General features: G+C 41.2%; 22 protein-coding genes. 8 read left to right on the plus strand and 14 right to left on the minus strand.

Translation table 11 applies throughout. From position 1 onward, the window contains the following. Positions 1–270: 270 nt before the first annotated feature. The 7 genes from GSY63_RS00750 to GSY63_RS00780 all read right to left on the minus strand — a co-directional run bounded on the left by GSY63_RS00750 (position 271) and on the right by GSY63_RS00780 (position 7,500). Positions 271–1,044, minus strand: coding sequence for a metallophosphoesterase (locus tag GSY63_RS00750; protein ID WP_166583905.1), 774 nt, complete (start codon positions 1,042–1,044; stop codon positions 271–273). Between the two features lie 23 nt (positions 1,045–1,067). After that, complete coding sequence (locus GSY63_RS00755) at positions 1,068–2,294, minus strand: site-specific integrase (RefSeq protein ID WP_166583906.1); 1,227 nt, start codon at positions 2,292–2,294, stop codon at positions 1,068–1,070. Between the two features lie 26 nt (positions 2,295–2,320). Beyond that, positions 2,321–2,608: a helix-turn-helix domain-containing protein gene (locus tag GSY63_RS00760; protein ID WP_166583907.1), complete on the minus strand. Its 288-nt coding sequence runs from the start codon at positions 2,606–2,608 to the stop codon at positions 2,321–2,323. A gap of 26 nt (positions 2,609–2,634) precedes the next feature. Further along, complete coding sequence (locus tag GSY63_RS00765; RefSeq protein WP_166583908.1) at positions 2,635–3,636, minus strand: hypothetical protein; 1,002 nt, start codon at positions 3,634–3,636, stop codon at positions 2,635–2,637. A 44-nt stretch (positions 3,637–3,680) separates the two neighbouring features. Next, positions 3,681–4,571 (minus strand): tyrosine-type recombinase/integrase, encoded by an 891-nt coding sequence (locus tag GSY63_RS00770; protein ID WP_166583909.1) that lies wholly within the window; start codon positions 4,569–4,571, stop codon positions 3,681–3,683. A gap of 158 nt (positions 4,572–4,729) precedes the next feature. After that, complete coding sequence (locus GSY63_RS00775; RefSeq protein WP_166583910.1) at positions 4,730–6,055, minus strand: hypothetical protein; 1,326 nt, start codon at positions 6,053–6,055, stop codon at positions 4,730–4,732. After that, positions 6,052–7,500, minus strand: coding sequence for a HEPN domain-containing protein (locus tag GSY63_RS00780; RefSeq protein WP_166583911.1), 1,449 nt, complete (start codon positions 7,498–7,500; stop codon positions 6,052–6,054). The genes GSY63_RS00775 and GSY63_RS00780 overlap by 4 nt, the downstream gene beginning before the upstream one ends. Before the next feature lie 189 nt (positions 7,501–7,689). Between GSY63_RS00780 and GSY63_RS00785 the strand changes: the two genes are divergently transcribed. Next, on the plus strand, positions 7,690–8,112 hold the full coding sequence (locus tag GSY63_RS00785) for a helix-turn-helix transcriptional regulator (protein WP_166583912.1): 423 nt from the start codon (positions 7,690–7,692) through the stop codon (positions 8,110–8,112). Positions 8,113–8,138: 26 nt separating this feature from the next. Here the strand turns inward: GSY63_RS00785 and GSY63_RS00790 are convergent, their stop codons facing one another. Together GSY63_RS00790 and GSY63_RS00795 are read right to left on the minus strand one after the other, a co-directional pair. Beyond that, a complete protein-coding gene (locus GSY63_RS00790) occupies positions 8,139–9,356 on the minus strand; it encodes a tyrosine-type recombinase/integrase (RefSeq protein WP_166583913.1) in 1,218 nt (405 codons plus the stop codon). 225 nt (positions 9,357–9,581) lie between these two features. Further along, positions 9,582–9,776, minus strand: a complete 195-nt coding sequence (locus tag GSY63_RS00795; protein WP_166583914.1) for a hypothetical protein — start codon at positions 9,774–9,776, stop codon at positions 9,582–9,584. An 84-nt stretch (positions 9,777–9,860) separates the two neighbouring features. Here GSY63_RS00795 and GSY63_RS00800 point away from each other — a divergent pair, with 84 nt between their 5' ends. Both GSY63_RS00800 and GSY63_RS00805 read left to right on the plus strand, forming a co-directional pair. Beyond that, positions 9,861–10,190, plus strand: coding sequence for a nucleotide pyrophosphohydrolase (locus tag GSY63_RS00800; protein WP_166583915.1), 330 nt, complete (start codon positions 9,861–9,863; stop codon positions 10,188–10,190). A 2-nt stretch (positions 10,191–10,192) separates the two neighbouring features. Further along, on the plus strand, positions 10,193–12,061 hold the full coding sequence (locus GSY63_RS00805) for a DUF2075 domain-containing protein (RefSeq protein WP_166583916.1): 1,869 nt from the start codon (positions 10,193–10,195) through the stop codon (positions 12,059–12,061). A 380-nt stretch (positions 12,062–12,441) separates the two neighbouring features. On the opposite strand, the gene GSY63_RS00810 is transcribed toward GSY63_RS00805, so the two are convergent. The 5 genes from GSY63_RS00810 to GSY63_RS00830 all read right to left on the minus strand — a co-directional run bounded on the left by GSY63_RS00810 (position 12,442) and on the right by GSY63_RS00830 (position 15,771). Further along, on the minus strand, positions 12,442–13,365 hold the full coding sequence (locus GSY63_RS00810; RefSeq protein WP_166583917.1) for a DUF5712 family protein: 924 nt from the start codon (positions 13,363–13,365) through the stop codon (positions 12,442–12,444). A gap of 68 nt (positions 13,366–13,433) precedes the next feature. Then, a complete protein-coding gene (locus GSY63_RS00815) occupies positions 13,434–13,994 on the minus strand; it encodes a BfmA/BtgA family mobilization protein (RefSeq protein ID WP_166583918.1) in 561 nt (186 codons plus the stop codon). A gap of 287 nt (positions 13,995–14,281) precedes the next feature. Further along, entirely contained in the window at positions 14,282–14,596 is a 315-nt protein-coding gene (locus GSY63_RS00820; protein WP_166583919.1) for a hypothetical protein, read from the minus strand. Then, positions 14,593–14,859, minus strand: coding sequence for a helix-turn-helix domain-containing protein (locus tag GSY63_RS00825; protein WP_166583920.1), 267 nt, complete (start codon positions 14,857–14,859; stop codon positions 14,593–14,595). Before GSY63_RS00825 ends, GSY63_RS00820 begins: the two co-directional genes overlap by 4 nt. A gap of 150 nt (positions 14,860–15,009) precedes the next feature. Then, positions 15,010–15,771 carry a hypothetical protein gene (locus GSY63_RS00830; protein ID WP_166583921.1) on the minus strand — a complete coding sequence of 254 codons (762 nt, stop codon included), beginning with the start codon at positions 15,769–15,771 and terminating at the stop codon, positions 15,010–15,012. Positions 15,772–16,052: 281 nt separating this feature from the next. On the opposite strand from GSY63_RS00830, the gene GSY63_RS00835 reads away from it, so the two are divergent. From GSY63_RS00835 to GSY63_RS00855, 5 genes are all read left to right on the plus strand, one after another. Then, positions 16,053–18,041 carry a DUF2779 domain-containing protein gene (locus tag GSY63_RS00835; protein ID WP_166583922.1) on the plus strand — a complete coding sequence of 663 codons (1,989 nt, stop codon included), beginning with the start codon at positions 16,053–16,055 and terminating at the stop codon, positions 18,039–18,041. Beyond that, on the plus strand, positions 18,038–19,399 hold the full coding sequence (gene dgt, locus GSY63_RS00840) for a dGTP triphosphohydrolase (protein ID WP_166583923.1): 1,362 nt from the start codon (positions 18,038–18,040) through the stop codon (positions 19,397–19,399). Before GSY63_RS00835 ends, dgt begins: the two co-directional genes overlap by 4 nt. Before the next feature lie 38 nt (positions 19,400–19,437). Further along, a complete protein-coding gene (locus tag GSY63_RS00845; RefSeq protein WP_166583924.1) occupies positions 19,438–20,307 on the plus strand; it encodes a glycosyltransferase in 870 nt (289 codons plus the stop codon). Between the two features lie 114 nt (positions 20,308–20,421). Next, positions 20,422–22,485: a family 16 glycosylhydrolase gene (locus GSY63_RS00850; protein WP_166583925.1), complete on the plus strand. Its 2,064-nt coding sequence runs from the start codon at positions 20,422–20,424 to the stop codon at positions 22,483–22,485. Continuing rightward, positions 22,466–24,067 (plus strand): carbamoyltransferase C-terminal domain-containing protein, encoded by a 1,602-nt coding sequence (locus tag GSY63_RS00855; protein ID WP_166583926.1) that lies wholly within the window; start codon positions 22,466–22,468, stop codon positions 24,065–24,067. Before GSY63_RS00850 ends, GSY63_RS00855 begins: the two co-directional genes overlap by 20 nt. The last annotated feature ends 83 nt before the right edge of the window (positions 24,068–24,150 follow it).

Raw genomic sequence — 24,150 nt, forward strand, 5'->3', positions numbered from 1 at the left:
CTTTTAGCGGAATGGACGGGACTCGAACCTTAGTCAAAAAGTTTATCGAATTCCAGTCTTATATGCATTTTAAATAGGGGACGTCATGAATGACGCGTTATTTATTTTATGTTCTGCAATACACTATTTCAAGAATGTTAGCCCTATTATCACTTGTTAAATAATTGATGATCAGCTACATTTCTGTTAATTCAAAAATACAGAATAATTATAAAAGCGACAAATATTTTATGGTTTTTGGCGAATTGGGGATTGTTATTTTGAAACTATCTAATCAAAAACTAGCACTCTACCAGCATCAAATTTCTCATGTTCATTGTAGTGAACGTAACCAAGCTGGTTGGTGAGCAGCTTAGTTATCCCCACTTTGAATTCTGGCGTTGCTGCGTGGTTATGACCGTAAATCCAGTAGTCGGCACCGGATGAATCAATTAACCAATCCAAATCGGTTGCAAAGGCCTCATTCAAAATATTTCCCAACCACTGACGAGGGTAGTGCTGAAACGTTGGCACGTGATGCGTTACAACAATTGTTTTTCCGATTCCTGGTTCCAATTGCTCACGCTTGAATGCCTTGTCGAGAAACACCACTGAATCGTTATGCATCCTGTTGTAGTGGTGAACAGATAAGGGGTTGCCTGCCACCCGGATAAGCCGAAAGTCCGACAGTCCGCGTTCGACAGCCCGCTCATTCCGAAGGGACAACTGAGACCATAAGGTCGTAAAATGGAAGGTCAAACCGGATAAGTTGACAGTTTGATTGTTGAGCAAACTGATGTTTGGTCGGACTTTTTCATGAAACGCTCCTGAATGGTTTGCGATATCAAAATGATAATATTCATGATTGCCTGGTATCCAATAGACCTGTTCAAAGCCGTCAGACAGGCGGTCAAGAAATTCGGCGTGCTGGTTTAGTTGCGCAAGAGGCATGATATCCCCTGAGAGAACCAGTACATCCCCGGCAGGCACCAGCGGTTTCTTTTGCAGGTAGCTTTTGTTTCCTGCAAATTCCAAATGCAGATCTGACGCGAATTGTATTTTCATGCTATCTAGTTTACCAGAATTTGTTAGTTATTGTTTGTCAGTTCCAATTGCTGCCCTTCGTACTTTTTCTTTAGGGGTTTCATATCGATACTTACTTTGGTATCTGTTACACGGGCGTAGAGCTGGGTGGAACGGATATTTTTATGGCCCAGCATTTGCCCTACCGTTTCTATAGGTACGCCATTGGTCAGGGTAACGGTGGTTGCGAATGTATGTCGCGCGCAATGGAAAGTCAGCCACTTGGTCCATCCCATGACTTTCATAATTTCTTTTAACCCGGCATTTGCCTTTTGGTTACTGAGTTGGGGCAATACAAAATCCTCATCCAAAAACCGGGGATACGACTTATAATGGTCGATCAACCGGATGGCAGGGCTGATTAAGGGTACCCTTACGCGATTATTGTTTTTGACTCGATGGGTTTGCAACCATAAGCCGCCATCGTCGCCCTTTAAAATGTCGGTGCTTCGGAGTTTTACAGCGTCTGCGTAGGAGAGGCCTGTATAACAGCTGAAAAGAAAAAGATCCCTGACCACGCGCAGCCGCTTACTGCTGAATTTTTTTATGGCTAGCGCGCCCAGCTCTTCCGTTGTCAGGAACTCCCGATTGACCTCCTCTGTTTTGGCGCGGTAGGCAAGATAAGGGTCGCGCCTGATCCAGCCAATCTCGTAGGCGATTTTCATGACCGTTCTCAATTTTTTCTGCATTTGTATTGCGGTGTTATTTTTAACCCCATAGTCAGCTTTCAGATAAAAATCATAGTCTTTGATAAACTGGTAGTCGATTTTGTCCAGCCGGATATCGTCCAGCTGAAATTTTAAAAGGATGAACTTTTTCAGGGCTTTCAAAGCGGTATTGTACTTAACGAGGGTGCCCTGCGTGTAACTCTTACCCACCAAACCGGCGATCTGGTTGGCATGATACCCCCAGGCCTGTGACAACATTTTGGGAGGGTCCAATTCTTCACCCTGCATCAGTTTTCGTACGTGTAAAGGGGTAAAACCTTTGCCGGCAAGGTAAAGATCCTGCCGGCAGGTATGCGCCCTGGCATACAGGGTGTCAAGCCAACAGTTGATATCCCTGGCCGCCTCTTTATTGCCTTTTACCCGATGGGTCGTCCTGTCCCAGTCATCAAAGTTGCATTTCCGGCCCGTTGTCCATTCGTAGCGTTTTCCGTCGAGCGTTATGCGGATATAGATCGGCACAAAACGATCCTGTTCCTTAAACCTTCTTTTGGGATAGAAAAGCACGTTGAAGATCTGTTTTTCTTCAAGCGTTACCCCTTTCGGTTCGGGCTTTTTTTTTCAGGGTTACTCAGCATTTTTTGAATATCATCTGCCGCGTAGAAAAAGATCCCGCCGACCTTTTTAAATTTTAAGGCGCCGGAGATCCGAAAATTCATCAGCGTCCCATGTGAAACGCCAAGCATGTCCCGGACATCTTTGCTGCGCAGCCATTTTTGCTGAACCAATCGGCCACCCTCCACCATTGGCTTCAGCAATTCGAAGAGTTCGGTCTTAAAGCGTTCCAGGTCTTTTTTGGTTAGAAGTTCATCAGGTGTCATGAATTGAAAAATATTTTAAAGGTTTTTTATAGTGTATTTTTATCAACGCCCGCCATCCATTCGTCTTCCGCGTTTATGTTGGGGTCTAGCCAGTTCACTTTATGGTTTGCCCAGCTGAGCCATTCCCCATTCGGGTCGGGAATGGCCCGCAGGTATTCCCTTAACAGTTCGGCCTGCTTCCAGCGTTTTGCCGTGTTCAGCATCTCTTTAAACCTGCCAAGTTCTTCACGTTGCCTGGCTTGTCGTTCAGCGATTGCTTTTCGCTCCCTTTCCCATTGTTCATGAAATACGCGTGCCCGTTCGAGATCTGCCTCTGCCAGTTTAGCTACAACCTCCAGCTTCGCCAATATTTTAGGGAGCTGATCTTCCAGCACCTGTGATTTCAGGTCTTGCCAGTCGCCCCGGTAACTGCCGTCGAGTCGGAAAACCAGTTTACCGTTCGGCCGCCATTCGAAATCTTTATACGGCTTCGAAATTTTTGCCTTTGACGTCAGTTCCCTGAATTTGACCTTTAACCTGATATCGCGAATGACTACATAATTGCCTTTTATGTCCGTTGCGTAGTAATGGCCGCGTGCGCGTAGACACTTGATCAGTGTATCCATAAACCGCAAGGCACGTCCGATACTGGCGGGTGCGACACGAATGTCTAATTGGTTGCGATCTGTGATGGCCATCCCGGGATAAGCGACGTCCTTCAGGGCATAAAGACTCTCCCTCGCTGCGACGATCAAAGGATCTGGATTAGTCAAGCGGTCAGGGACTTTAAAAGGCAATCGCTCAGCGGCGATATTTTTCGCCAGTTTATGTTTCTCGGACGCTTTACTGACCGGTTCGCCGGGTGCACGTTCCTCCAGTTTAAGAAATGCCGTGCCTTTCCATGTGGCGGGCAGTTTGGGTTTGAGAATCTTCTTTCCTGAACGTACTTTCATCCAATGGGCAACGGCAGGTATCGGAATGTTTAAACGGATGCAAGCTTTCCGGAATCCAACATCGGATATTTTATAGGTCTTTGCGATCTCGGTCATGGGTTGTTCCCATACCAGCCTGTAGATCTCTTCGCGGGTCAACTTTACCATAACTTCGGCGCAGCTGCTTCCAGTTCTTCCGAGTTAAACTCGCCGAGACTCCTCAGGTATTTGAGGGTGACAACGACCGAGCTATGCCCCATCATTTTTTGTACCATGTAAACGTCCTTGGTCCTTCGAAAGATGTCGATTGCTGCGGTATGGCGAAAGGAATAAAGCGTTTGCTTAGGATAGATCACGCCATGGCTCAATAACTTTATTCGTTCCCGGTTCCACTGCTTGGTGAAATAGGAGTTGTTAAATGGCCTGAGTTTCCCGCTAAAAATATTGTCATCCCTTTTGATTTCGTCCAGGACAGGATCCAGTTCCTGCCTTACATAATCGGGGACGTAAACAACTCGCACCCGACCGCCCTTGTTTTCGTTCCCCGCCAGATGGATTTCCGTGTTGTTCGCTTTAAAGTGTTTCTTGGTTAATAGCCTGATCTCTTCATGCGAGCGTAATAGACAGCCATAGGTGATCAAGCAACATCTGTAAAGATTGGTATGACTGCCTTTGAGGTACTCTAGTACTGGTTTTAGCTGTTCCTTTTCGTAGGCTAAATTCAGGGTCGCTTTTATCCTCCTCGACTCGGTTCTTTTGACCGATTGCAGGTTGACATCGATTGACTTACATGCGGTATTGAACAAGACATTCAGATCCCGCCGTTTATTCATGTAGTGTGTGGCCGAAGAATTGTAGCGTTTCAAAAACTCTTCGATTTGCGAAGTTTTTAGTTTTTTAAGCGGTGTCGAATAAGCTTCGGAACCTAAGAATTCCATGAAATGATTGTAGACCTGTCGCAGGTTGTCTTTGTACTTCTTGCTTATACTTGATTCAAACTTTTTATTTAATGCCTGTTCGAAAAGCACTCCCACAGATTTATTATTCTTCATGTAATTCAGACGTAAAGACTGTCTTATTATTGGCTTAATAAATGGCCGGATTCTTTTTGATTTGAGGCAAAAGACCGGGTACCATCACTTGCGCCTCTGATAACCCGATCCTTGTCAGCCTGCCGGTGCTGTGTCTTTTAATTATTGATATATTTCGATTAACTATTTTCAGGGTCGCTTATGGCCACGAACGAATTATAAGCTTGGGGTTTCTTGCCCTTATAAGGTAGGTAAAGCACCTCGTAATTGGAACTCAATTCGGCGATGAAACGGTTATGCAGATCATTCAAATCTGCTCTCATAATGGTCATCTTGTTGCTGAAACGATAGACCCAATTAAGCACTTCTTCATCCCGGAGTGAATCGACCAGGTAATAGTTTCCCTCTCGCCAATTAAAAACAAACAAGGGCATTTTCCACAGATCCTCTGAGCTGTCAGTTTCACTGACTTTGATCATCTTCTCCAGCGTGAAGTAGTCGCACCTATCTTTTAAAATAAAACCAATCGAAAACGATTTTGCATAAATTCTGCAATCCTTCATGTCGAACTTTCTTGGTTTGTCATTCCATGTGCCATAATTAATACAGCTTTTCAGAAAACGTTCTTGTGATAATAAAGGCAATGCTCGCTGCCAAAGCTTGAAAAGATTAGGCAATGCCTTGACCCACTCTTCAGAAGGATTGTTGCTATACGGTTGTTTGCCTGTCTTCTTTGTTAGCCGGAACATTTCATAGCAGAATTCACAAAGCATCAGCTGTTCTGTGGTCATCTCCCCATTATAGGTATAAGGCCTGTCACTCCTTAGATAATAATCATAGTAGGCGATATCAGTACCGCTTTTATTAGTCGTAGCTGTAAACGGAATCAGGATTGGTAACTTTGCGATACTTCCCCCGCTGAAATAAAGCAATGCAAAACCTAGAACATTTCGATTACTGTCGGTTTTAGGCTTTATAGGATATGTTTTTAGGTTCAGTTTATCCGCACCCTCAAATCCTAACCCACTCTTATAAAGGTTCCCAAAAACCTGTTTCGGTTTAATCTTGATGTTACCACTGTTAATTTGAACGTCTAAAAAACGGTGTTTGCCCTTGATCTCCGATTGCAGACCAGCCCAGTAATAATCCTTCAGACTCGTGTTTTTATAGTGCATCAGGTCCATAATGCTGTAGTAAGCATGAGCGCAAAGATGCTCACCGGGCATCCCGCATTCACAGGCTACTTCTAGTGCATTTCGCCCCACGTGGATAAATAGTTTCCGGCGCTCATCGACGGGCAATTGAACGGTAACTGTGAACAGATCGTCATGGTAACTCAGGCAAGTGGTCTGTGTTCTGAGTGAATGCCGTTTATTAGGTAAGGTATGTCCAAAATGTTCATACATGGTTTCTTTGTACAACATCATGTCTGGATTGCCGTAAGGGATCGTGTAAAAAAAGAGATCGGCAGGAAGGACTGTTTCAGGATTTGCATTTCTTTTCATAGCGGGTTAACTAGGTTTTTGACATGAAGGTGGTAGCATGCTTCAGCTGTGTTGATCAACAACTGAACCTGGTCGGAAACCTGTTTGATCTGAACCTCGTCCGGATCAAATTGATTGGAATAACGCGATTGGGAATAAGCGACCTGTAATAGGGAAAAGAGCTGCGCCCCTTCCGGATTATCCAGATCAAAGCAATTTCTTAGTTCATCGGTGAACAATAACGTTATTCTTAACAGGCGGGAAAGGTTATGCATATGCACCCTGTAGCCTAAGATCGCTTGTATTGTACCCTTGAGGATATTTTCCACTGACTGGTGCAGCAAGTAAGCGGCAAGCAAGTTGTTTCCTTTCTCCCGGTAGATTTGTGAAGCCACGAAGAGCTGTTTGCCCTGTTCACCCCAGCGTCCCCATTGAAAAGTTGCTCTTGCAATAATTACCTCATTTAGCAATTCCGGCGAGGCAGGCATTTCCAATTGCGGAGCTTTATAAATGATTTTTCCTTTTTTTAATACTGCGGAATAAAAGCGGTTCCCTTTTTTAAGAGCAGACTTTACGTTATTTGTTTTATGCAGTAGGATGTGAACATTCGCGAACTGTTTGCATTGATCTTCTATCGTATGGCATAGCTCTGCTTCGGGTGTTTTCTCATTGCTATGGACCAAGGCCAGCAGGAAAAATGTAAAAGGGTGACCATGCGTTCCGACGTGGATGATCATTTCAACGTATGGCGTTTTATGGAAGATCAAATCTCCTAAGGCTTTTAGCCCTAACATCTCCATAGAAGTTGGGCTAGGACTGATCGACCTTATTCCCAGCGCGTGCTTTACCCTCGCTTTTTCTAGCTCCTTATCATGACTGCTGCCTGGTTCCCCATTTTGGGTTTCCCGCTTATAGATTAGCCAGCATGCTGCATAAAGTTTAAGCATGCTTTCATATACGTGTACAATTTCACCGGGCGACAGGCTCTCATCTACGGGTGCGGTATATAATGCCGCATGCAGCCATTCCTGGAGGTAATCCCGGAACTTTTGCGGTTTGATTTCTTTAAAGATTTTTTTGAGTGCCAGGTGAGGATCGAGTTGTTCGTCAGTGGATAGATCGTCGGGAAAGTAGTTCCAGGTATCTTTTTCTTTTGACAGCTGGACGTCGTCCAGTTGCCTATAATTACTATTACCGTCTAAAAAACTTAATAACATTAAATAAGCTGCATCCAGCACCTTAAGGTTAAATTCCCAGATGAATATCAGAGTACCGGGACCATGTGGCTTATCGTTAAAATACCTGTCGCCGATTACACAATCCCGCCACTCTTTTAGATCCCGGTGATGTGATTCCATAGTACCAATGCTGAAGAATTCGGTTATTACAATCAAAGGATTTTGAATTTCAAAAAACCTTAATGTTTTAGGGTAATGGTCCCAGGGTGCGTATTTGCCGTCGTACATATCCGTTCTATTGACACCTGCCTGAATTAGCCGGCAGTACAAAGTTCCAGACACATGAATTTCTAAACCAGTTTACAACGTTCTATCGAAGTAAATTTAAGGCATATTTTATCCTTGTTAATGCGGCAAAAAAGCCCTTTATTAGCATCAAAGGATTTTAATTATCTTTGCTTCAACCGACATTTACCCATGAGCACCACTACCGAAACTCCAAAGAATATCCACCAAGGCCGCAATGTGAAACGTTTCCGCGAAATGCTCGGATTAAAGCAGGAGGCTTTAGCGGCGGAACTTGGGGAGGAGTGGAATCAGAAGCGGGTATCGTTATTGGAACAAAAAGCGACTATAGAAGATAGTATAATAGATCAAGTTGCTAAAATATTAGGAGTACCATCGGAAGCTATAAAGAACTTTAATGAGGAAAGTGCTTTAAATATTATTTCTAATACTTTCAATAGCAACGATACATCGACCCTGAACGCTATAAACTACTATCCAAACTTTAATCCCATGGATAAAGTGATTGAGCTTTTCGAAGAAAATAAAAAACTTTATGAACAATTGCTACAAAGCGAGCGTGAGAAAGTAGAATTGCTTAAAGGTAAACGTTAAAGAAACCCTGCATACTCTAACAAATTTCAGAACCGGCCACTTTTAGTTGGCTGAATGCTATTTTTGAACAATCGCTCTTTAATATAAAGAGTTGTGACTTGTAGATTGCTATGTCTGTTCCTCTGCCTGATTTCCTCGAAGCTTGCCCCATCCTGTAGATCATAATAGTTGCTCGAATGCTTTAAAGCATAGAATTTCAAATATGCTGGCAGTTCATGTTGCTTTCGAAAGGCACGCCAACGTTGATCAAAATAACCATCGCATAGTTGACAAGATGATTTCTGGCCTCGTTTGCTAAAGATATACAAGTTGGCCCCGTCGGATTTGATCAGTTTTCGAAGAAATAAAACGGATTCATCATCTAACGCAAATCTCGCTTCATTCCCATTTTTCGTCTTTTCCGGAGGAAGAACTAAAACTGCTTTCACCCAGTCAATATCTTTTACCTGAAGCCTCAATAACTCGATGGGCCTGATATTAAATTTATAAACAAGCTTTGCAGCAACGTACAAATCATAAAACTTTTCATCCGCTGCTAAAGCGGTAACAACTTGCCTTAATTCCTCCTCTTCATAAATTCTAAAGCGGGATGAATCATTTTTGAGACTTTGTTTTCGGGTAAGTATGGCTGGATTTTCAGAAACTGCTTTAAGGGCGAGCAGGTAATTGAATAAGGTGATCAGGTGCCCTCTATAAGTATTGTAGCTAACCTTATTCCAGCCCCTTCTCTTAGCGTAAGCCTGAAGAAATAATTCGATTTCAAATTGGGTTAAAGAGCTGGCTGGTTTTGCCAGCAAGTTTTTAACCTCCAACCAATCTTTAAAAAATGTGCAGGTGTTTAGGCTGCTTAAATAGCCCTTCTTCTTTAACGCTCCACTTTCAAATGTTTCTTTACGATAAGCTAACCAATGTTCCATACATCGCTGAATAGATGATTTCGTGGTCAATATCAAATATTTATCAGGAAAGATTGTACCCTTCGAAAACGGATCATGTCCAGCTTCTAAATTTTCGACTATTTCATTTACGAGGGCTTTCGCATTTTCTTTTAGTTTCTTCATTGTATACGTCCAGCTTAATCCCTTATAAATTCTGATTCTATTTAATTTGCCTGTAATCGTGTCAAGATGATAGAAACTCAAGCTAGGCTTATTATTATGATCTGGTCTTTCTGGAACATAAAGATTGAATTTGTATTCATTCCATTTCTTAATGGTAATCGTGCGGTTGCTTAATGGTCTCATAATAGCTATTAAGCTAAAGTTCTATAAACAAGCTCGTCTAACCCAGTTTTGTTGCGGTATAAAAAAGGCATTAAGAATCCTGTGTTGCCTTTCGCATATTTAAGTGTAATAGTATCAAACATATCATGGCATTGCACCGCTTAAACAACCGGAAGCAGTAAGTAGCGAAACCGTCAAGGGCAACGCGAGCCGAAAGGTATACACGACGCGTTGTTTATATACCCTTTACGGTTTATCTACGGTGCTAATTTTGTCCCTGCGGTGCTGTGCCTTACTTTCAGGAGGTGCGGTTGGAAAAGCAGGTGTGTGAGGTACGAACACTTCTGCATGTGCGGCGGTGAGGCTGTTAGCGCAATGAAATCCAGCGCGAAGCGCGTGGTGGAATGAAGTTACCTGCCGTAACGTGAGGGAATAGATCATCTGTAAACGTTCATTTTTAGCTAAAACTTCCGCCATTTCCATTCATTTGTACGCCATCGATAAATATGTTAGCTTTATTCCTTTATGAAAGACTGGGACAATATTATAACGCAATTATTAGAATTCAGGAAAGATCGTGACTGGGAACAATTCCACAACCCCAAGGATCTTGCATTAGCATTATCTATCGAAGCGTCAGAACTGAATGAACTATTCTTGTGGAAAAGTCCGGAAGCCGCCGATAAAGAGAAAATCAAACACGAGATCGCTGATATCTTCTCCTTTTTACTATTACTCGTCCATGAATATAAATTGGATATCTCAGCTATAATGGCGGAAAAGATCCACATTAATAACGAGAAATATCCAGTAGCCAAAGCCAAGGGCAACGCAACAAAATACACTGAACTGTAATAATGATCGTCTATCAGAATTCAAAAAAGCAGTTTCTCGACGATGTCTTTTCCAATGATATAGAAAATATCATTCACGATTTTTACAGGAAAAAACTTCAAAAACGTAGCCAAAAAAATGAAATCCGTTCATGGCGTGAATCCATGCATTATATGGATCGGATTTTAAGGGATGACGCTATTCCGGATAACTGCGGGGTTTCTATAGAATATCAGATACCTCAAACTGGTAAGCGTATTGATTTCATTTTATCCGGTCGAAATGCAAATGGTGAAGATCAGGTCATTCTGGTTGAATTAAAACAATGGAGTGAAGCAAAAATTACAGGACAAGACGGATTAGTAAGTACCCGATTTGAACATGGAGAGGCTTTAACCAGTCATCCGGCTTATCAGGCGTGGTCATATGCTACATTACTTCAAGGCTTTAATCAAACTATTTACGACGAAAATATCGGGTTGATACCCTGTGCTTACCTGCATAACTATCCGCCTGATGATGTTATTTTAAACCCGTTCTATCAGGGGTACATAGACAAGGCTCCCGTATTCCTAAAGTACGACGCCAAAAAGTTGCAGGACTTTATCAAGCAACATGTTAAATATGGTGATACGACAGACATTCTTTACCGTATTGATTCGGGTAAAATAAAGCCATCTAAAGCATTGGCGGATAGTCTGGCCGCCATGCTCAAGGGGCAACAAGAGTTTGTGCTCATTGATGAGCAGAAAGTGGTTTACGAGACCGCATTGGCATTAGTCAAAGGCCACCAATCAGAAAAGCAAATCCTCATTGTTGAGGGTGGCCCAGGCACGGGCAAATCTGTAGTCGCTATTAATTTGCTAGTGGCTTTAACCAAGTTAGGCTTATTAGCGCAGTATGTTTCAAAGAACGCAGCACCACGTGCAGTTTACGAGGCTAAGCTATGTGGTACATTACGGGCAACTGCAATACGTAATCTTTTTAAAGGATCAGGGGCTTATATAGACGTTTTGCCTGATACATTCGATGTATTAATTATAGATGAGGCTCACCGGCTCAACGCTCAGGGCGGTCTTTATGGAAATCAGGGAGAAAATCAAATCAAGGAACTGATAAGTTCGGCAAAAACCAGCATCTTTTTTATCGATGAAGATCAGCGGGTAACGCTCAAAGACATTGGTGATAAACAGGAAATTTATAAATGGGGAAATTTAGCAGGTGCGAAAATTATTGAAGTAGAGCTATCATCCCAATTTCGCTGTAATGGTTCTGATGGTTATCTGGCCTGGCTGGATCAGGTACTCGATATTCGGGAAACGGCTAACGATAACATCGCTGAACTAGCTTATGATTTCCGGGTTTTGGATTCGCCAACTTTGCTTCAGGAATTAATTCTTGAAAAAAATAAGGCAAGTAATAAGGCCAGAATGGTTGCAGGCTATTGTTGGAATTGGATTAGTAAAAAAGATTCAAGTGCGTATGATATAGAAATGCCTGCTTATGATTTTCGTATGCGATGGAACCTGACTACCGATGGTAGTTTATGGATTATAAGCCCGGAGTCCGTAAATGAAATTGGATGTATTCATACTTGCCAGGGATTGGAGGTCGACTATATCGGTGTAATCATAGGACCTGATCTGATCATTCGCAATGGCGAAGTAATTACAGACGCATCTAAACGAGCCAAATCAGATAAGTCTACCAATCATTACAAGAGCTACTTGGTTAAGCATCCGGAATCCGGTCCGGATTTTATCGACAGTATTATTAAAAACACTTATCGTGCATTAATGACTAGGGGGATGAAAGGGTGCTACATATTTTGCACAGACGCTGAAACCAACGCTTATTTTAAAGAAAAGCTAAGCGACTTTCGCCGTTCATAGTAAAGTCTTTTATTCTCAATAATTCCAATATTTGCCAATAGCTGACACCTTAGATTGTTCATTAATAACTAATCTGATCAGCAATCGGTAAGTATTAATTCCATAATTCGGAAGTTGGGGTTGGGCAGGTGTGTGAGGTAAGAACACTCCTGCATGTGCGGGAGGCGAGGCGGACGGTGGCATGGAACCTGGCGCGAAGCGCGTGGTGACACGCAGCCGTCTGCCGCAGCCGGATGGTCTTATAAACGCTCCCAATAATATTAATATCTTTGTACCAGGGCAAAATTCTTTTGTCCAATTGTGATAAGGTTTAGGTTTAATTCCCCAAACAGCGAGTGTAAGGGGAATTATTTTAATTGGAATATCTCATATAAAAATCATCATCGGCTCGGGCCACGGCTCTGATCCTGCCCCGGTTTCTTTTTTTTCTTTTTCTTCCACCGGCTATCATCAGATGTTGGCGCAATATTGATATTGCCGCTATTGTCCAATAATGTTTCTAATATACCTTTGCCATGATAACCCTGTTTGTAACCAAATTTCATAACCTGTTCTGCCCTTTGCAGTTCTCTTACTTCTTCCTTTTGTTCGTATGAACCATGCTTTAAGGCATTCGCGTAGTTAAACGATTCTTTGACCTCCCGGTTGTAACCAAACATATTGTCGAATAAGCTTTCTGTAGCTTGCTTAAAAGCACCCCGGTCAAACTGTCCCACCTTTTGACTATGTGATTTGTTCGAGCCTCTTGAATTATTAAGCGGACTTACCTTAATGCTATTACTGGCATCCTTACGACTAACGATAATTTGCAAATGCATTTGTTCGCCTGGCTTAGCATCGCCTTTCTTGACTTGCCCTTTTCTGACGTCCAGATCTTTGTAGGTGTAATAACGGTTGTTTTCCAGTTTACCGAAATACACCAAATCGTGGTTGCCATTAATCCCATCCCGTTTAAAGTTTTTAGCGTAAGCATCCATCACCTGATTTGCATAGGTAATCAGGTGGGCTTTAGCTCCATCTTCGCCGAACTTGGCTTTTAGGAAAAGGATCTCTTTTTCGCTTGGGCTTACATTAATTAGGAAGAACTTCGCGTCGTCTTTAGACAGTTTAGCAACATTATTATCTATTACCTGCCTTACTTCATAAGGCTGAATATTATGTCTTTCATGGTTGAACCAGCATTCAGGTTGGTAGTTCTTATTTAGCTGCTCAGCCCTCCTGTTCTCCTTTTCCAGGTAAGCTACCAATTGGCTGCTGCTGCCTTTGTTATTTCCGGTTTCGCTCTTCGTGATATTTACATGCATAGTCTGTAATTGATAAGGTTTGTTTCTTTTCCTTGGGTTCGATATTAGTCTTTGCGACTTTTCGGTTGTCACAGCTTACTGACTTCTGCACGGATGTGGGCGATCAATTCATCCTTCTCCGTTTGCTTCGCCAGCATCGACATTTGATCCCTGCGCCTACTGTAGAATTCCAATGTTTCCATAAACTTTCTTTTAAGCTCTGCTTTATCGTATTGCATCAGGTCAAGCCTTCTCATGTATTCGGCAATCTTGTTCATATTGGTTACCTGGCTTTGATTGGTTAGCAATTGCTCCTCGTTAAATTTGATTACCTGCTGGCTAAAGGCTTCCGCGATTTTGCTTTGCTGATTAATCATTCTTTCCGAATCTTTCTTCATTGGAATCAACAGGTCCTGCTCCTGTGTTTTGATAAAAGCAACGATGTTATCGGTCTTTTTATTGATCGCATTCTTCAGCAACTCATCATTCAAGTCCCTCGGATCTTTCTTTGACTTATAGAAATAATCTACCATGTGGATGAAGAAATCCAGCTTCGTCAGCCCGCTTTTATTAGCCAAAGTTTGCAGCTTCTCGTCTGTCTTAGCCGGGAACCTGATGGTTTTCACATTTTCATCTTTCGTAGCCTTCATACACATTCTTCGTTCTAGGTATACCGCCAGGTATACTGTTTCTTATTGTTATGGCTTTAAGCGGGGGGTAAAGTATACCGCAGGTATACGCAAAACGCCTTTGCCCCGCAGGGCAAGCGGAAAAAGTCGGGTGCGCCCGACTTCCGCTTGCTCCCCCCGCTTTCTGCGAGAGGACAATACTTCGCCGCCGGTCTGCTTTGCAGACTGGTTATCCTGTTATACCGTTATACAGATAGCTGGTTATGTGCTTATTCATATATCTGTGTAACCAGCTATCAGTATAACTTTTAAATCTCCCAACCGGCAGGCCAGTAAACCTGGCTGCCGAGTTTGGGATGATAAGAAGGTTGGTAACGGATGTAACCATATTCATCCAATTCTTTGATGCACTTGTGGTAGGTTGCAATAGAGGCGATCTTACTGAACGTCATCATCTCCTTCCTGGTGATAGCAAATGGACTGGCATAGCCATTTCTTTGCCAATGAACGAACAGGCCTGTAAACAGGCTGACATGCGTTGCATTGAGCCGCTCGTCTTTACTTATACGACGCAACAGTTTACCGTATCCGGTAAGTTCTACATTCGATAGGTTGGTTCTCATTTGATGCCTCCTTCCAATAGTTTGTTGATATCTTCCAGCTTGTAGTACATGATACTGCCGATACGGGTAAAGCGAAGTGTACCGTTGATCCGCAGGTTCTGCAAGGTGCCTGGTGAAATCTTGAGCAGCTTTCTAACCTCGTTGCTTTTGAGCCACTTTTTGGACGTAGCTTGTCCATCCAGCTGAACGAGCTTTTTGATCTCCGTCAGCAGCTCGCTTTTAAACTCCCTTAAATCTTCTTTGGTGATAATCTCCAAATTCATCACTAATCCTCCTGTTGTTTTGAGTATATAATAAACCAGTTCAAAGGCGGTATACAATAGTTGCCTGTGAACACTATGGTTCAAATGTCAAGACGGAAATGGCAAAATGAATGACCAATGGAGGCGTTTGGTCAGATTTGGAGGAATAGTTTACTTCTTTTCTTTGGGAACGATTTTGAAAAGCTTGTCGTCCTCTGCAATATTGATGTACTTGGATGGCTTATCGTCCTTATTCGCCGGAAAGTAGTTATGCGCTGTATCGATAGAAATATCTTTGTCGCCATGTTTAAAGTATTTGGCGATCATTTTATACCAGGGGCTTTGCGCCTGAGAACGTGCGAGCCTGTTATTGTTCGGCAATTTTAAGTATTGTATCTGGTGTACGAGGTTCATGAAAGTAGACATGCTGCCTTTGTCAATGACGATCTTTTCACCCACGTCATACTTGGTGGCTTCTTTCAGTTGTGATTCGAGATCAGCTATTCTGCCGTTTAGCTGATCTATCATCCGATCTTTTTCTGCTACGACTGATTCGATAGGTTCGAGTTTATGCCAGCGGTCAACCGTTTTCAGAAAATCAAGGAAAGCTTCCAGCTGTCTTGCGCTTGCCATGTGGCTGGGATAGCTCGATGAGAACGGGTCTTTCTTTTTATAAAAGGCGATGCGGTTAATTACAATATCGGTGACATGGTTGAAAAACTCTTCTTCCCGGTCAGGATAGCGTTCTGAAAAGTAAATGAGATGAAAGTTATAGTACGAGGAAAATTCTTCTTTGCCAAGCTTGTAGAGCTTATTTAGAAAGAAGTTATCTGATAAAGCCTTATTCTGTATGATTGGGTTACCGATTTCGAAACGGTTCGGCGAGAAATCGAAACGTTCACGAAATTTGAAATATTTGCCTTGAGTCGCCATAGGAATTAGGTTTTATAAAGAAACCAACTTAACAACTTATGGTTTTAAGCCATTCTTCTTCTAGATGGTATTTTTAAAATATGAATCGTACATGGATGACTAAGAATGTGAACCTTATGAGATTTTTCGAACCAACTGTTAGCAAAAGTTGATTGGATATTAATTTAAAGTAAAAGAAAGATATCGCAGAAATTAAAATTTTAGCATTATAATTGCAAACCTCAGAATAAATTTGGAAGTGTTTGCAAATCAATTAGATTTGGATAAACCTTATCAAATCTATGATACCTCCACGATACCTGACTAAGTCACGTTTTAAACTTGGTTTAGAATGCCCGACAAAGCTTTACTATACTAAGAAAGAACAATACGTAGACAAAAAGCTCGATGACGATTTTTTAGCGGCTTTAGCCAAAGGTGGTTTTCAGGTAGGAGAGCTGGCAAAATGTTACTTCCCTGGGGGGGTTAACATTGATGAATTGGATTATGAAATTGCCTTGGCGAAGACGAACGAGCTTCTTAGAAAAGATAGTGTCATCATTTATGAAGCTGCCTTTCGGTACGGCAATCTGTTTATACGCGCAGATGTCATTGTCAAAAAAGGAAATGCTATTAGTCTTTATGAGGTAAAAGCGAAATCTGCTGACTCTGTAGACGAGCAATTAACAACGAAAGCAGGTTTACCTAACGCTACCTGGAAACCTTACTTATGTGATATTGCCTTTCAGCGATATGTTGTACAAAATTCACTTCCCGGCCATAATATTTCCGCATTTTTAATGGTCGCAGATAAAAGTTCCTTAGCATCCATTGATGGACTAAACCAACGTTTTTTTTTAACTCAAGACCCATTAGGTAGAGCAAAAATTAATATTATAGGCGACGTAAGTCCAATAGCCTTGGGGCGTAAAATTCTTTGCGCAATCTATGTCGGCGATATCATAGACCGAATTTTTGCCGAAGAGGTATTCGATACTTATCTAAACCTTTCATTTGAAGGACTCATAACACTCTTTGCAGATAAATACGAAAAAGATGAGCTTATCCAGGGAGACTTAAAAGCCTATTGTAGAGATTGCGAATTCAGGGCATCTTCAGAAGATGAATCAAATGGATTTCTCAGCGGCTTTAAAGAATGCTGGACAAGAGTTTATGGACTTACACCTGAGGATTTTCAAAAGCCGTCAGTCCTTGATATATGGAATTGTCGTAGCAAAGATAGTTTTATAAAGGAAAGGCGTTTATTTCAGGCAGAGATTCAGCCACAAGACCTTCAACCAAAAACGACAAGAAATTCCAAGGTCGTGGAGGCAGGGCTCAGTAATATGGATCGACAGATTATGCAAATAACAAAGTCTAAAGACAACGACAATACTATTTATTGTGACGTTGAAGGCTTAAGTGAGATTTTTCGAACGTTTAAATATCCATTGCACTTCATAGATTTTGAAACTACTGCAGTTGCTATTCCATTCAACATGGAGAGACGCCCCTATGAGCAGATTGCTTTTCAATTTTCTCATCACATCATTTACGAAGATGGAACAATCGAGCATAAGGGGCAATGGATTGATACGGAACAGGGCCGTTTTCCAAATTTTCAATTTGTTCGTGAATTGAAAAATGAACTAGGTGAGGACGATGGTACTATTTTTCGATATTCTGCTCACGAAAATTCGATTTTGAACGCCATATTTCGCCAACTTTGTGAATCTCAAGAGCCGGACCGACGGGAATTATGTGATTGGATAAAAACGATTACAAAATCATCACAAAGTACAGCCGAATCCTGGATTGGCGATCGTAACATGATCGACCTGTGCGAACTTGTTAAAAAGTATTATTACGCTCCAGAAACAAATGGCTCAAATTCTATAAAAGCAGTCTTGCCAGCAGTAATAAATAACAGTTCTTTTTTAAAGGGAAAATATAGTCAGCCTATTTATGGAACGCAAGTAAAAAGCTTGAATTTTAACGACCATATATGGATTAAATTCAATGATGATGGAACAATCATTAATCCTTATTATCTTCTAAATCCAGTGTTCGAAGGCGTCGATTCAGAATTGTTGGACGGCTATTTGACCTCCGAAGAGGGAGAAATTAGAGATGGTGGCGCAGCAATGGTCGCTTATGCACAAATGCAATTTACGCAGATGGAGATCGCTGAAAGAGAATTTATAAGAAACGCATTACTAAAATATTGTGAACTAGATACTCTTGCCATGGTGATGATATGGGAAGAGTGGAATAAAAAAATTAATATATGAATTGGAAAGACCTCCTGTGTAAAGAAAGATTTAACAAAAACTATATCGACCCAAGTTATGACCCGAGATCTCCTTACCAAAGGGATATAGATCGCATCCTATTTTCCTCCCCATTTAGAAGAATGCAGGATAAAACGCAGGTTTTTCCGATCCCCAAAAGTGATTTCATCCACAACAGGCTAACTCATAGCATTGAAGTGTCTTCGGTTGGCCGCTCGTTAGGCTTATTGGCAGGGCAATTTGTTTTAGAGACTAAAGAACCCACTTTAGTTCGCACCGAGTTAAGTTCCAGGGAGGGCTTTGTACTTGATGATTTTGCTAACATTGTTGCAGCTGCCTGTCTTGCTCATGATATAGGAAATCCGCCGTTTGGGCATTCAGGTGAAAAAGCAATTGGTGCGTTCTTTAAAAACGAGGGAAAAGAATACACCACCGCTTTAATAGATGAAGAAGGTAAAGATTTGAAAACTTTTGAGGGAAACGCTGCCGGTTTTCGAATTCTAACGCGCACTCCTGGGTTGGAGCTTACTTACGCTTCAATAGGAGCATTTACTAAGTATCCTTGGAGTTCAAGTTCGATTGATGACCGCTATTTAATTGAAGATAAATATGGTTTCTTCTATTCGGATAGAGAAAGTTTTGAATCAGTTGCGAATAAATTAGGACTAAAATGCAGAGGCGCTGGTGAAAATAGAGTTTGGTGTAGGCACCCCTTATCTTTTTTGATGGAAGCTGCCGATACCATTTGTTACAGGGTTATCGACGTTGAAGATTCAGTCAAGTTACGATTGCTAGATTACCAAACCGCCGTAAAACATCTCGAAACTATTTGTTATTTAACGCCAATTGATGAGGATCGCTTTAAGCCCGAGATGGCGGAAAAAATTAATGAAACAGAATATCTCGCTTATCTAAGAGCGAAGGCAATCTCTTCCCTAATTTATCAAGCAATTGAAGTCTGGAAAGAAAAGTATGATGATATTATGAATGGCAGCTTTAACAAAGAATTGCTAGACATATCTCCAAGTAATGCTGAATTAGAAAATATTAAACAAAATCTTATCAAACGAGCTTTTAACCATCCATTGGTTCTCAAAATTGAGCTAGCTGGCTTCGAAGTTCTAGGTGGCTTGTTGCGAGAATTCTGCGGAGCAGCTTTTGACAAATTTGAAAAAACAAAAAATAGAAAGTTGTTTGCCTTGATACCGGAGCAATTTTTGACGGCGGAAGGTAAATGGCACGCTAACAATGCAGAAAAACTACTACAAGTTACTGATTTTGTTTCCAGAATGACAGATTCGTATGCTATTGATCTTTATAGAAGTTTGAAGGGAATTAATCTGTCTATTATTGAATAACTGAGAAAATTTGGCTTAATAACCAACAAATTATTATTGTGTTAACTAAACAGTTTGTATTAGTCATGACTAACCCTAACATCGAAAAGGACGATTATAAAACAAGATCCAATTTCATTCGCGAATTTATCCAGCGGTCTAACCTGCAATCTTCTCAGCCGCCATCATTAAGTAATGAAATCCCTAAAATGATTGTTCAGTTCTGGGATAATTTTGATGATCTACCTGATGATGTAGGGGCATGTATAGAGACTTGGAAATCAACAAGGGAATTGGGGTTCAATCATCAAATCTTCGATAAACAACAAGCTGGTGACTATATCCTTAAAAAATTGGACGTCCGGCATAAATTGGCTTTTGACAAATGTTATCACCCAGCTATGCAATCTGATTTTTTTAGATTATGCTATATTTTCATCGATGGGGGATGTTATATAGATGTTGATGACAAGTACACAGGAGTACCGATTAACAAGCACTTCGACGATTGCCGTTTAAAGATCCAGCCACTCTGCTACGACATCGCGACTAACACCATGGTGCCACCATCCATTTTTACAAAACAGGGTGCAAACAATGAACATTGGATTTTTTACTTTAATAACAATCCGCTAATTGCTAAAAAAGGAAATATAATAGTGGGGAGTGCTTTAAACAGGGCGCTCCTTTCACTCGAAAATAATGCTGCCAACGAACTACCGGAAATTCAATCTACCACCGGGCCAGGGAATCTTACCAAGACAATTTTCGATAATATGCTCGCTAACATAACCATTGAGGACACAATGTTCATATTTCGTGACTGGGAAAATACCGCTAAAAACGAATGGAACCTCAGTTATAGAAACGACGCTAGGAATTGGAGACACTCTAATGGACAAGTCTATTCAAGCCGAAAACACCAATAAAAGTCAATGAAACATCCGGCTCCTTTGTCCAAGTTATTAAATTATTTCTTTCGCACGTTTGTTAAATCTCGAAGATTTTTGCCTTCGAACAGATGCCAGGCCTTTGGGTTTGACATGAAAAATACAATTCCGAAGATCCAGAAAATTTATGTAATCAATCTAGAAAGGCAACCATTACGGTTGAATGAAATAAAACGCGAACTAACATATGTGAGTGACTGCAATGGCGAATCGCTTTGGTCTATGTACGAGAAATATACGGCTGTCGATGCCAGAGATTTAGGCGATAAATTTTTTAAAGACAATTTGGTTGATGCAAATTATAATTTGGCCGAACAGCTGTTTGTAGAACCTCAGCCGCTAGCATTACCAAATCGGTTTGACTTGGAATCGCCTATTCAAATGAGTCGGCCAGAAATCGCGGTAGCTAAATCTCACATTGGAATTTGGCAAAAAATTTTAGAGAATGATGATGAATATGCCCTGATTCTGGAAGATGATATATGGTTTTATCCCGGCTTTTCAAATGCGCTTAATAAGGCCTGGGCCGATGTCCAAAGCACTTTGAATGGCAGTTTTGATATTTTATATTTATCCTACGAAGAGGTGAAAAATGGTGCCCCAAAAACTTTTATATCAAGTAATTTATTTCGTCCGGTACGAGGTCTTTGGAATTTATCCGGCTATGTTTTATCCCGCAATGGAGCTTCCAAACTACTTCAACTACTTCCTTGCCGTGGTCCTGTAGACTTATGGATTAATCATCAATTCGATAAAATTGATGTAGTTGCGCTAAAGAAATCAGTTATAAGGCAGCGCCTGGATATAAGCTCTACCAATTCCTATTCGATACTTCCAGCGCTAACCAAAATCGGTGCTATCAATAGCGAAGGCCCTGCATTGTTCCAAATCAGACCACAAGTACATCCAGTTTTTGTATTCGGCAATCAAAATACGGGACTTACATCTGTTGCCATGGCTTTATCGATGCTCGGCTATAGATGTTGTAATGACCTAAAATCCTTACCTAAGACCGAATTAGATAAGTTGTTGATGGGTCGAGCCGACCGAATATTTAATGCTTATGTCAACATTGGTTCTTTAGCTACGCAGGTTCAGTTATTACAAACGCTATTCTCTAACGCTCGGTTCATTTTTACCGATCTTAAAAATCAGCATTCTTTTTTAGAAAACGTTGCAAGCCTAAACTATGCCGTGATTAGAAATGACGTATCTAACAAATGGAAAATACTTTGCGAGCATTTGTGCTGTGCACCACCAGTTTGTGCTTTTCCAGAGTTGAATGATGTCGGCCAAAGATCACTGATAGAAAATACAATTTCCAACACTGGTAAAAAAATCCTATCGTCCAAACGTGACGCTTCACCTTGGATAGTTGACTCTGCGACATCATGGCAAGGCATTCACTGTATGCCAAGCTTATTTGATGCTTCGTCGACACAAATAACTCCAGTCAAGATTATTGAAAATTTCGAGTCTATTGTTGGAAGTAATTGGATTTTAAGAGAGGATACTTTTACAGATAACCTAGCATTGTTCCGTCCCGATAACATATACTTACAACACGAAAACGGTGTTACTCTTGATGTAAAATTAGATTCCCTGGGGGTACGTGATTACAGCGCGGCTGCAATAACAAGTCAGGAGCAATTTCTATATGGAAGATTTGAGGCCATGATCAAAGCTTCAAACACCCCAGGAGTAGTGACAGGATTTTTTCTACACAGAAATTCTCCAAGACAGGAAATCGACATAGAAATCGCCGGAAACCGGCCCAATGTGCTTATTGTAAACGTTTTTTTTAATCCTGGTGGACCGGGAGCCAAATTTGATTATGGCTACCGAGGCACTCCTACATACATTGATCTTGAATTCGATGCATCGGACTCGTTCCACCAATATGTGATTGAATGGCGATCAAATGAAATTTGCTGGTTTGTCGATAAAAAACTAGTACACAGAAGAGTAGAATGGCAGCCAACGCCAATTCCGCATCTGCCAATGTCTTTGCATACAAACATTTGGCCGTGCCGTTCTAAAGAGTTTGCCGGGATTCTTGACAATAGGCAACTTCCTGCTAAAACGCTTATTAATTCTATAAATATCGACGCAGTACAAGTCAAAACCGTTACCTATCATGAACATACTTGCTTATAATCCCGGCCATGATGGCGGGGTTGCTTTTTTAAAAGATGGACATTTATTATTTTCTATTGAGGCTGAAAAAAATTCAAATTACAGATACTCTCCGGTATCTACTCATGACGTATTCCGAATACTCGGTGAATTAGAAGAAGCGCCTGACGTAATTTGTGCAGGGGGTTGGTGGCCGCGCGATAATTTTGAGTATCTGCATGGATGTAATATTCATGTTGGTTATCGTGGTACCACTAAAACTGACATTATAGCGGACCAAAGAAAGTTTCTGGGAAAGAATATTGACTATTTCTCTTCTTCGCATGAGCGATCACATTTACTTTGTGCTTATGGCATGTCAGGTTTGGAAAAGGGAACTCCCTGCTATGCGCTAATTTGGGAGGGTAATATTGGGGCCTTTTATGAAATTGATGGGAATTTAAATGTGACCTTATTAGGAGATGTTTTAAACCAAGTCGGGAATCGGTATGCGCAATTATACGGTTTAGCTGATCCCTCTTTTCCCAAAGATAGTCCATACTTTCGTTTTGAAGATGCGGGAAAGCTTATGGCTTTGGCCTCTTTTTCAAAACGCAATCCTCCTTCAGCAGAAGATACAAAATTGATCGATTTACTACTGCGTGGTTCGTATCAGGAATTGAGTGCTTATCCCTTGCTTAAGAATTCAAAATATTATAATATTGGTGTGACCAATGAAGAGTTCTGTAACCTTGCAGGAATTTACAGTGACAGAATATTTGATATTTTTTTTCAGTTTGCAACAATAACTTTGACTAAACGTTTGCCACTCATCATCGCTGGCGGATGTGGTTTGAATTGCGATTGGAATACAAAATGGAAACAGTCGGGTCTATTTTCTGAAATATTTGTACCGCCCGTCGCCAACGATTCTGGTTCAGCCATAGGCACCGCCGTTGACGCCCAGTTTCACTATACGGGTAATCCAAAGATAAGCTGGGATGTTTACTCAGGACTGAACTTTGACGAAACAAAATCATTCGATATAAGCCAATACGATATCTATGAACCGGATAATGAATTAGTTTCTGACTTGCTAGCCGCAAATAATATTTTAGCTTGGGTTAATGGCAAATATGAGATAGGCCCAAGAGCATTAGGCAATCGTTCCATTATCGCTGCCCCATTTACCGAAAATATCAGAACCCGTTTAAATATAATTAAGCAACGCGAACAATTTCGGCCGATTGCACCAGTATGTTTAGAAGAAGATGCGATTCAATGGTTTGGTTGCCATCATCCGAGTCCCCACATGCTTTTTACCTACACCGTAAACACTGATGCCCTTGCGGCGGTAACTCATGTAAACAAAACTGCCCGAATTCAAACAGTATCATCCACCTCTAACAATCGGTTATATGATTTACTGCTCGCATTTAAAAGAAAAACGGGCTATGGTGTATTATGCAATACCTCGCTAAATTTTAATGGAAGAGGTTTTATAAATAATATCCGTGATTTATCGATATATGCCATTGAGCATAAGCTTGACGGATTTATAATTGAAGGCAAATGCTATTTAATAAGATCATCGCCTTACTATCAACAATACTTAAATCGTTAACGAGCTCTATCAGCACAATTATTAATCGGGATAAGCAGCAAAATCAATACGGCTAAAATTACCAGTGTTTTCAGTAATTTGTT

Source organism: Mucilaginibacter agri, assembly GCF_009928685.1.
Classification (GTDB): Bacteria; Bacteroidota; Bacteroidia; order Sphingobacteriales; family Sphingobacteriaceae; genus Mucilaginibacter; species Mucilaginibacter agri.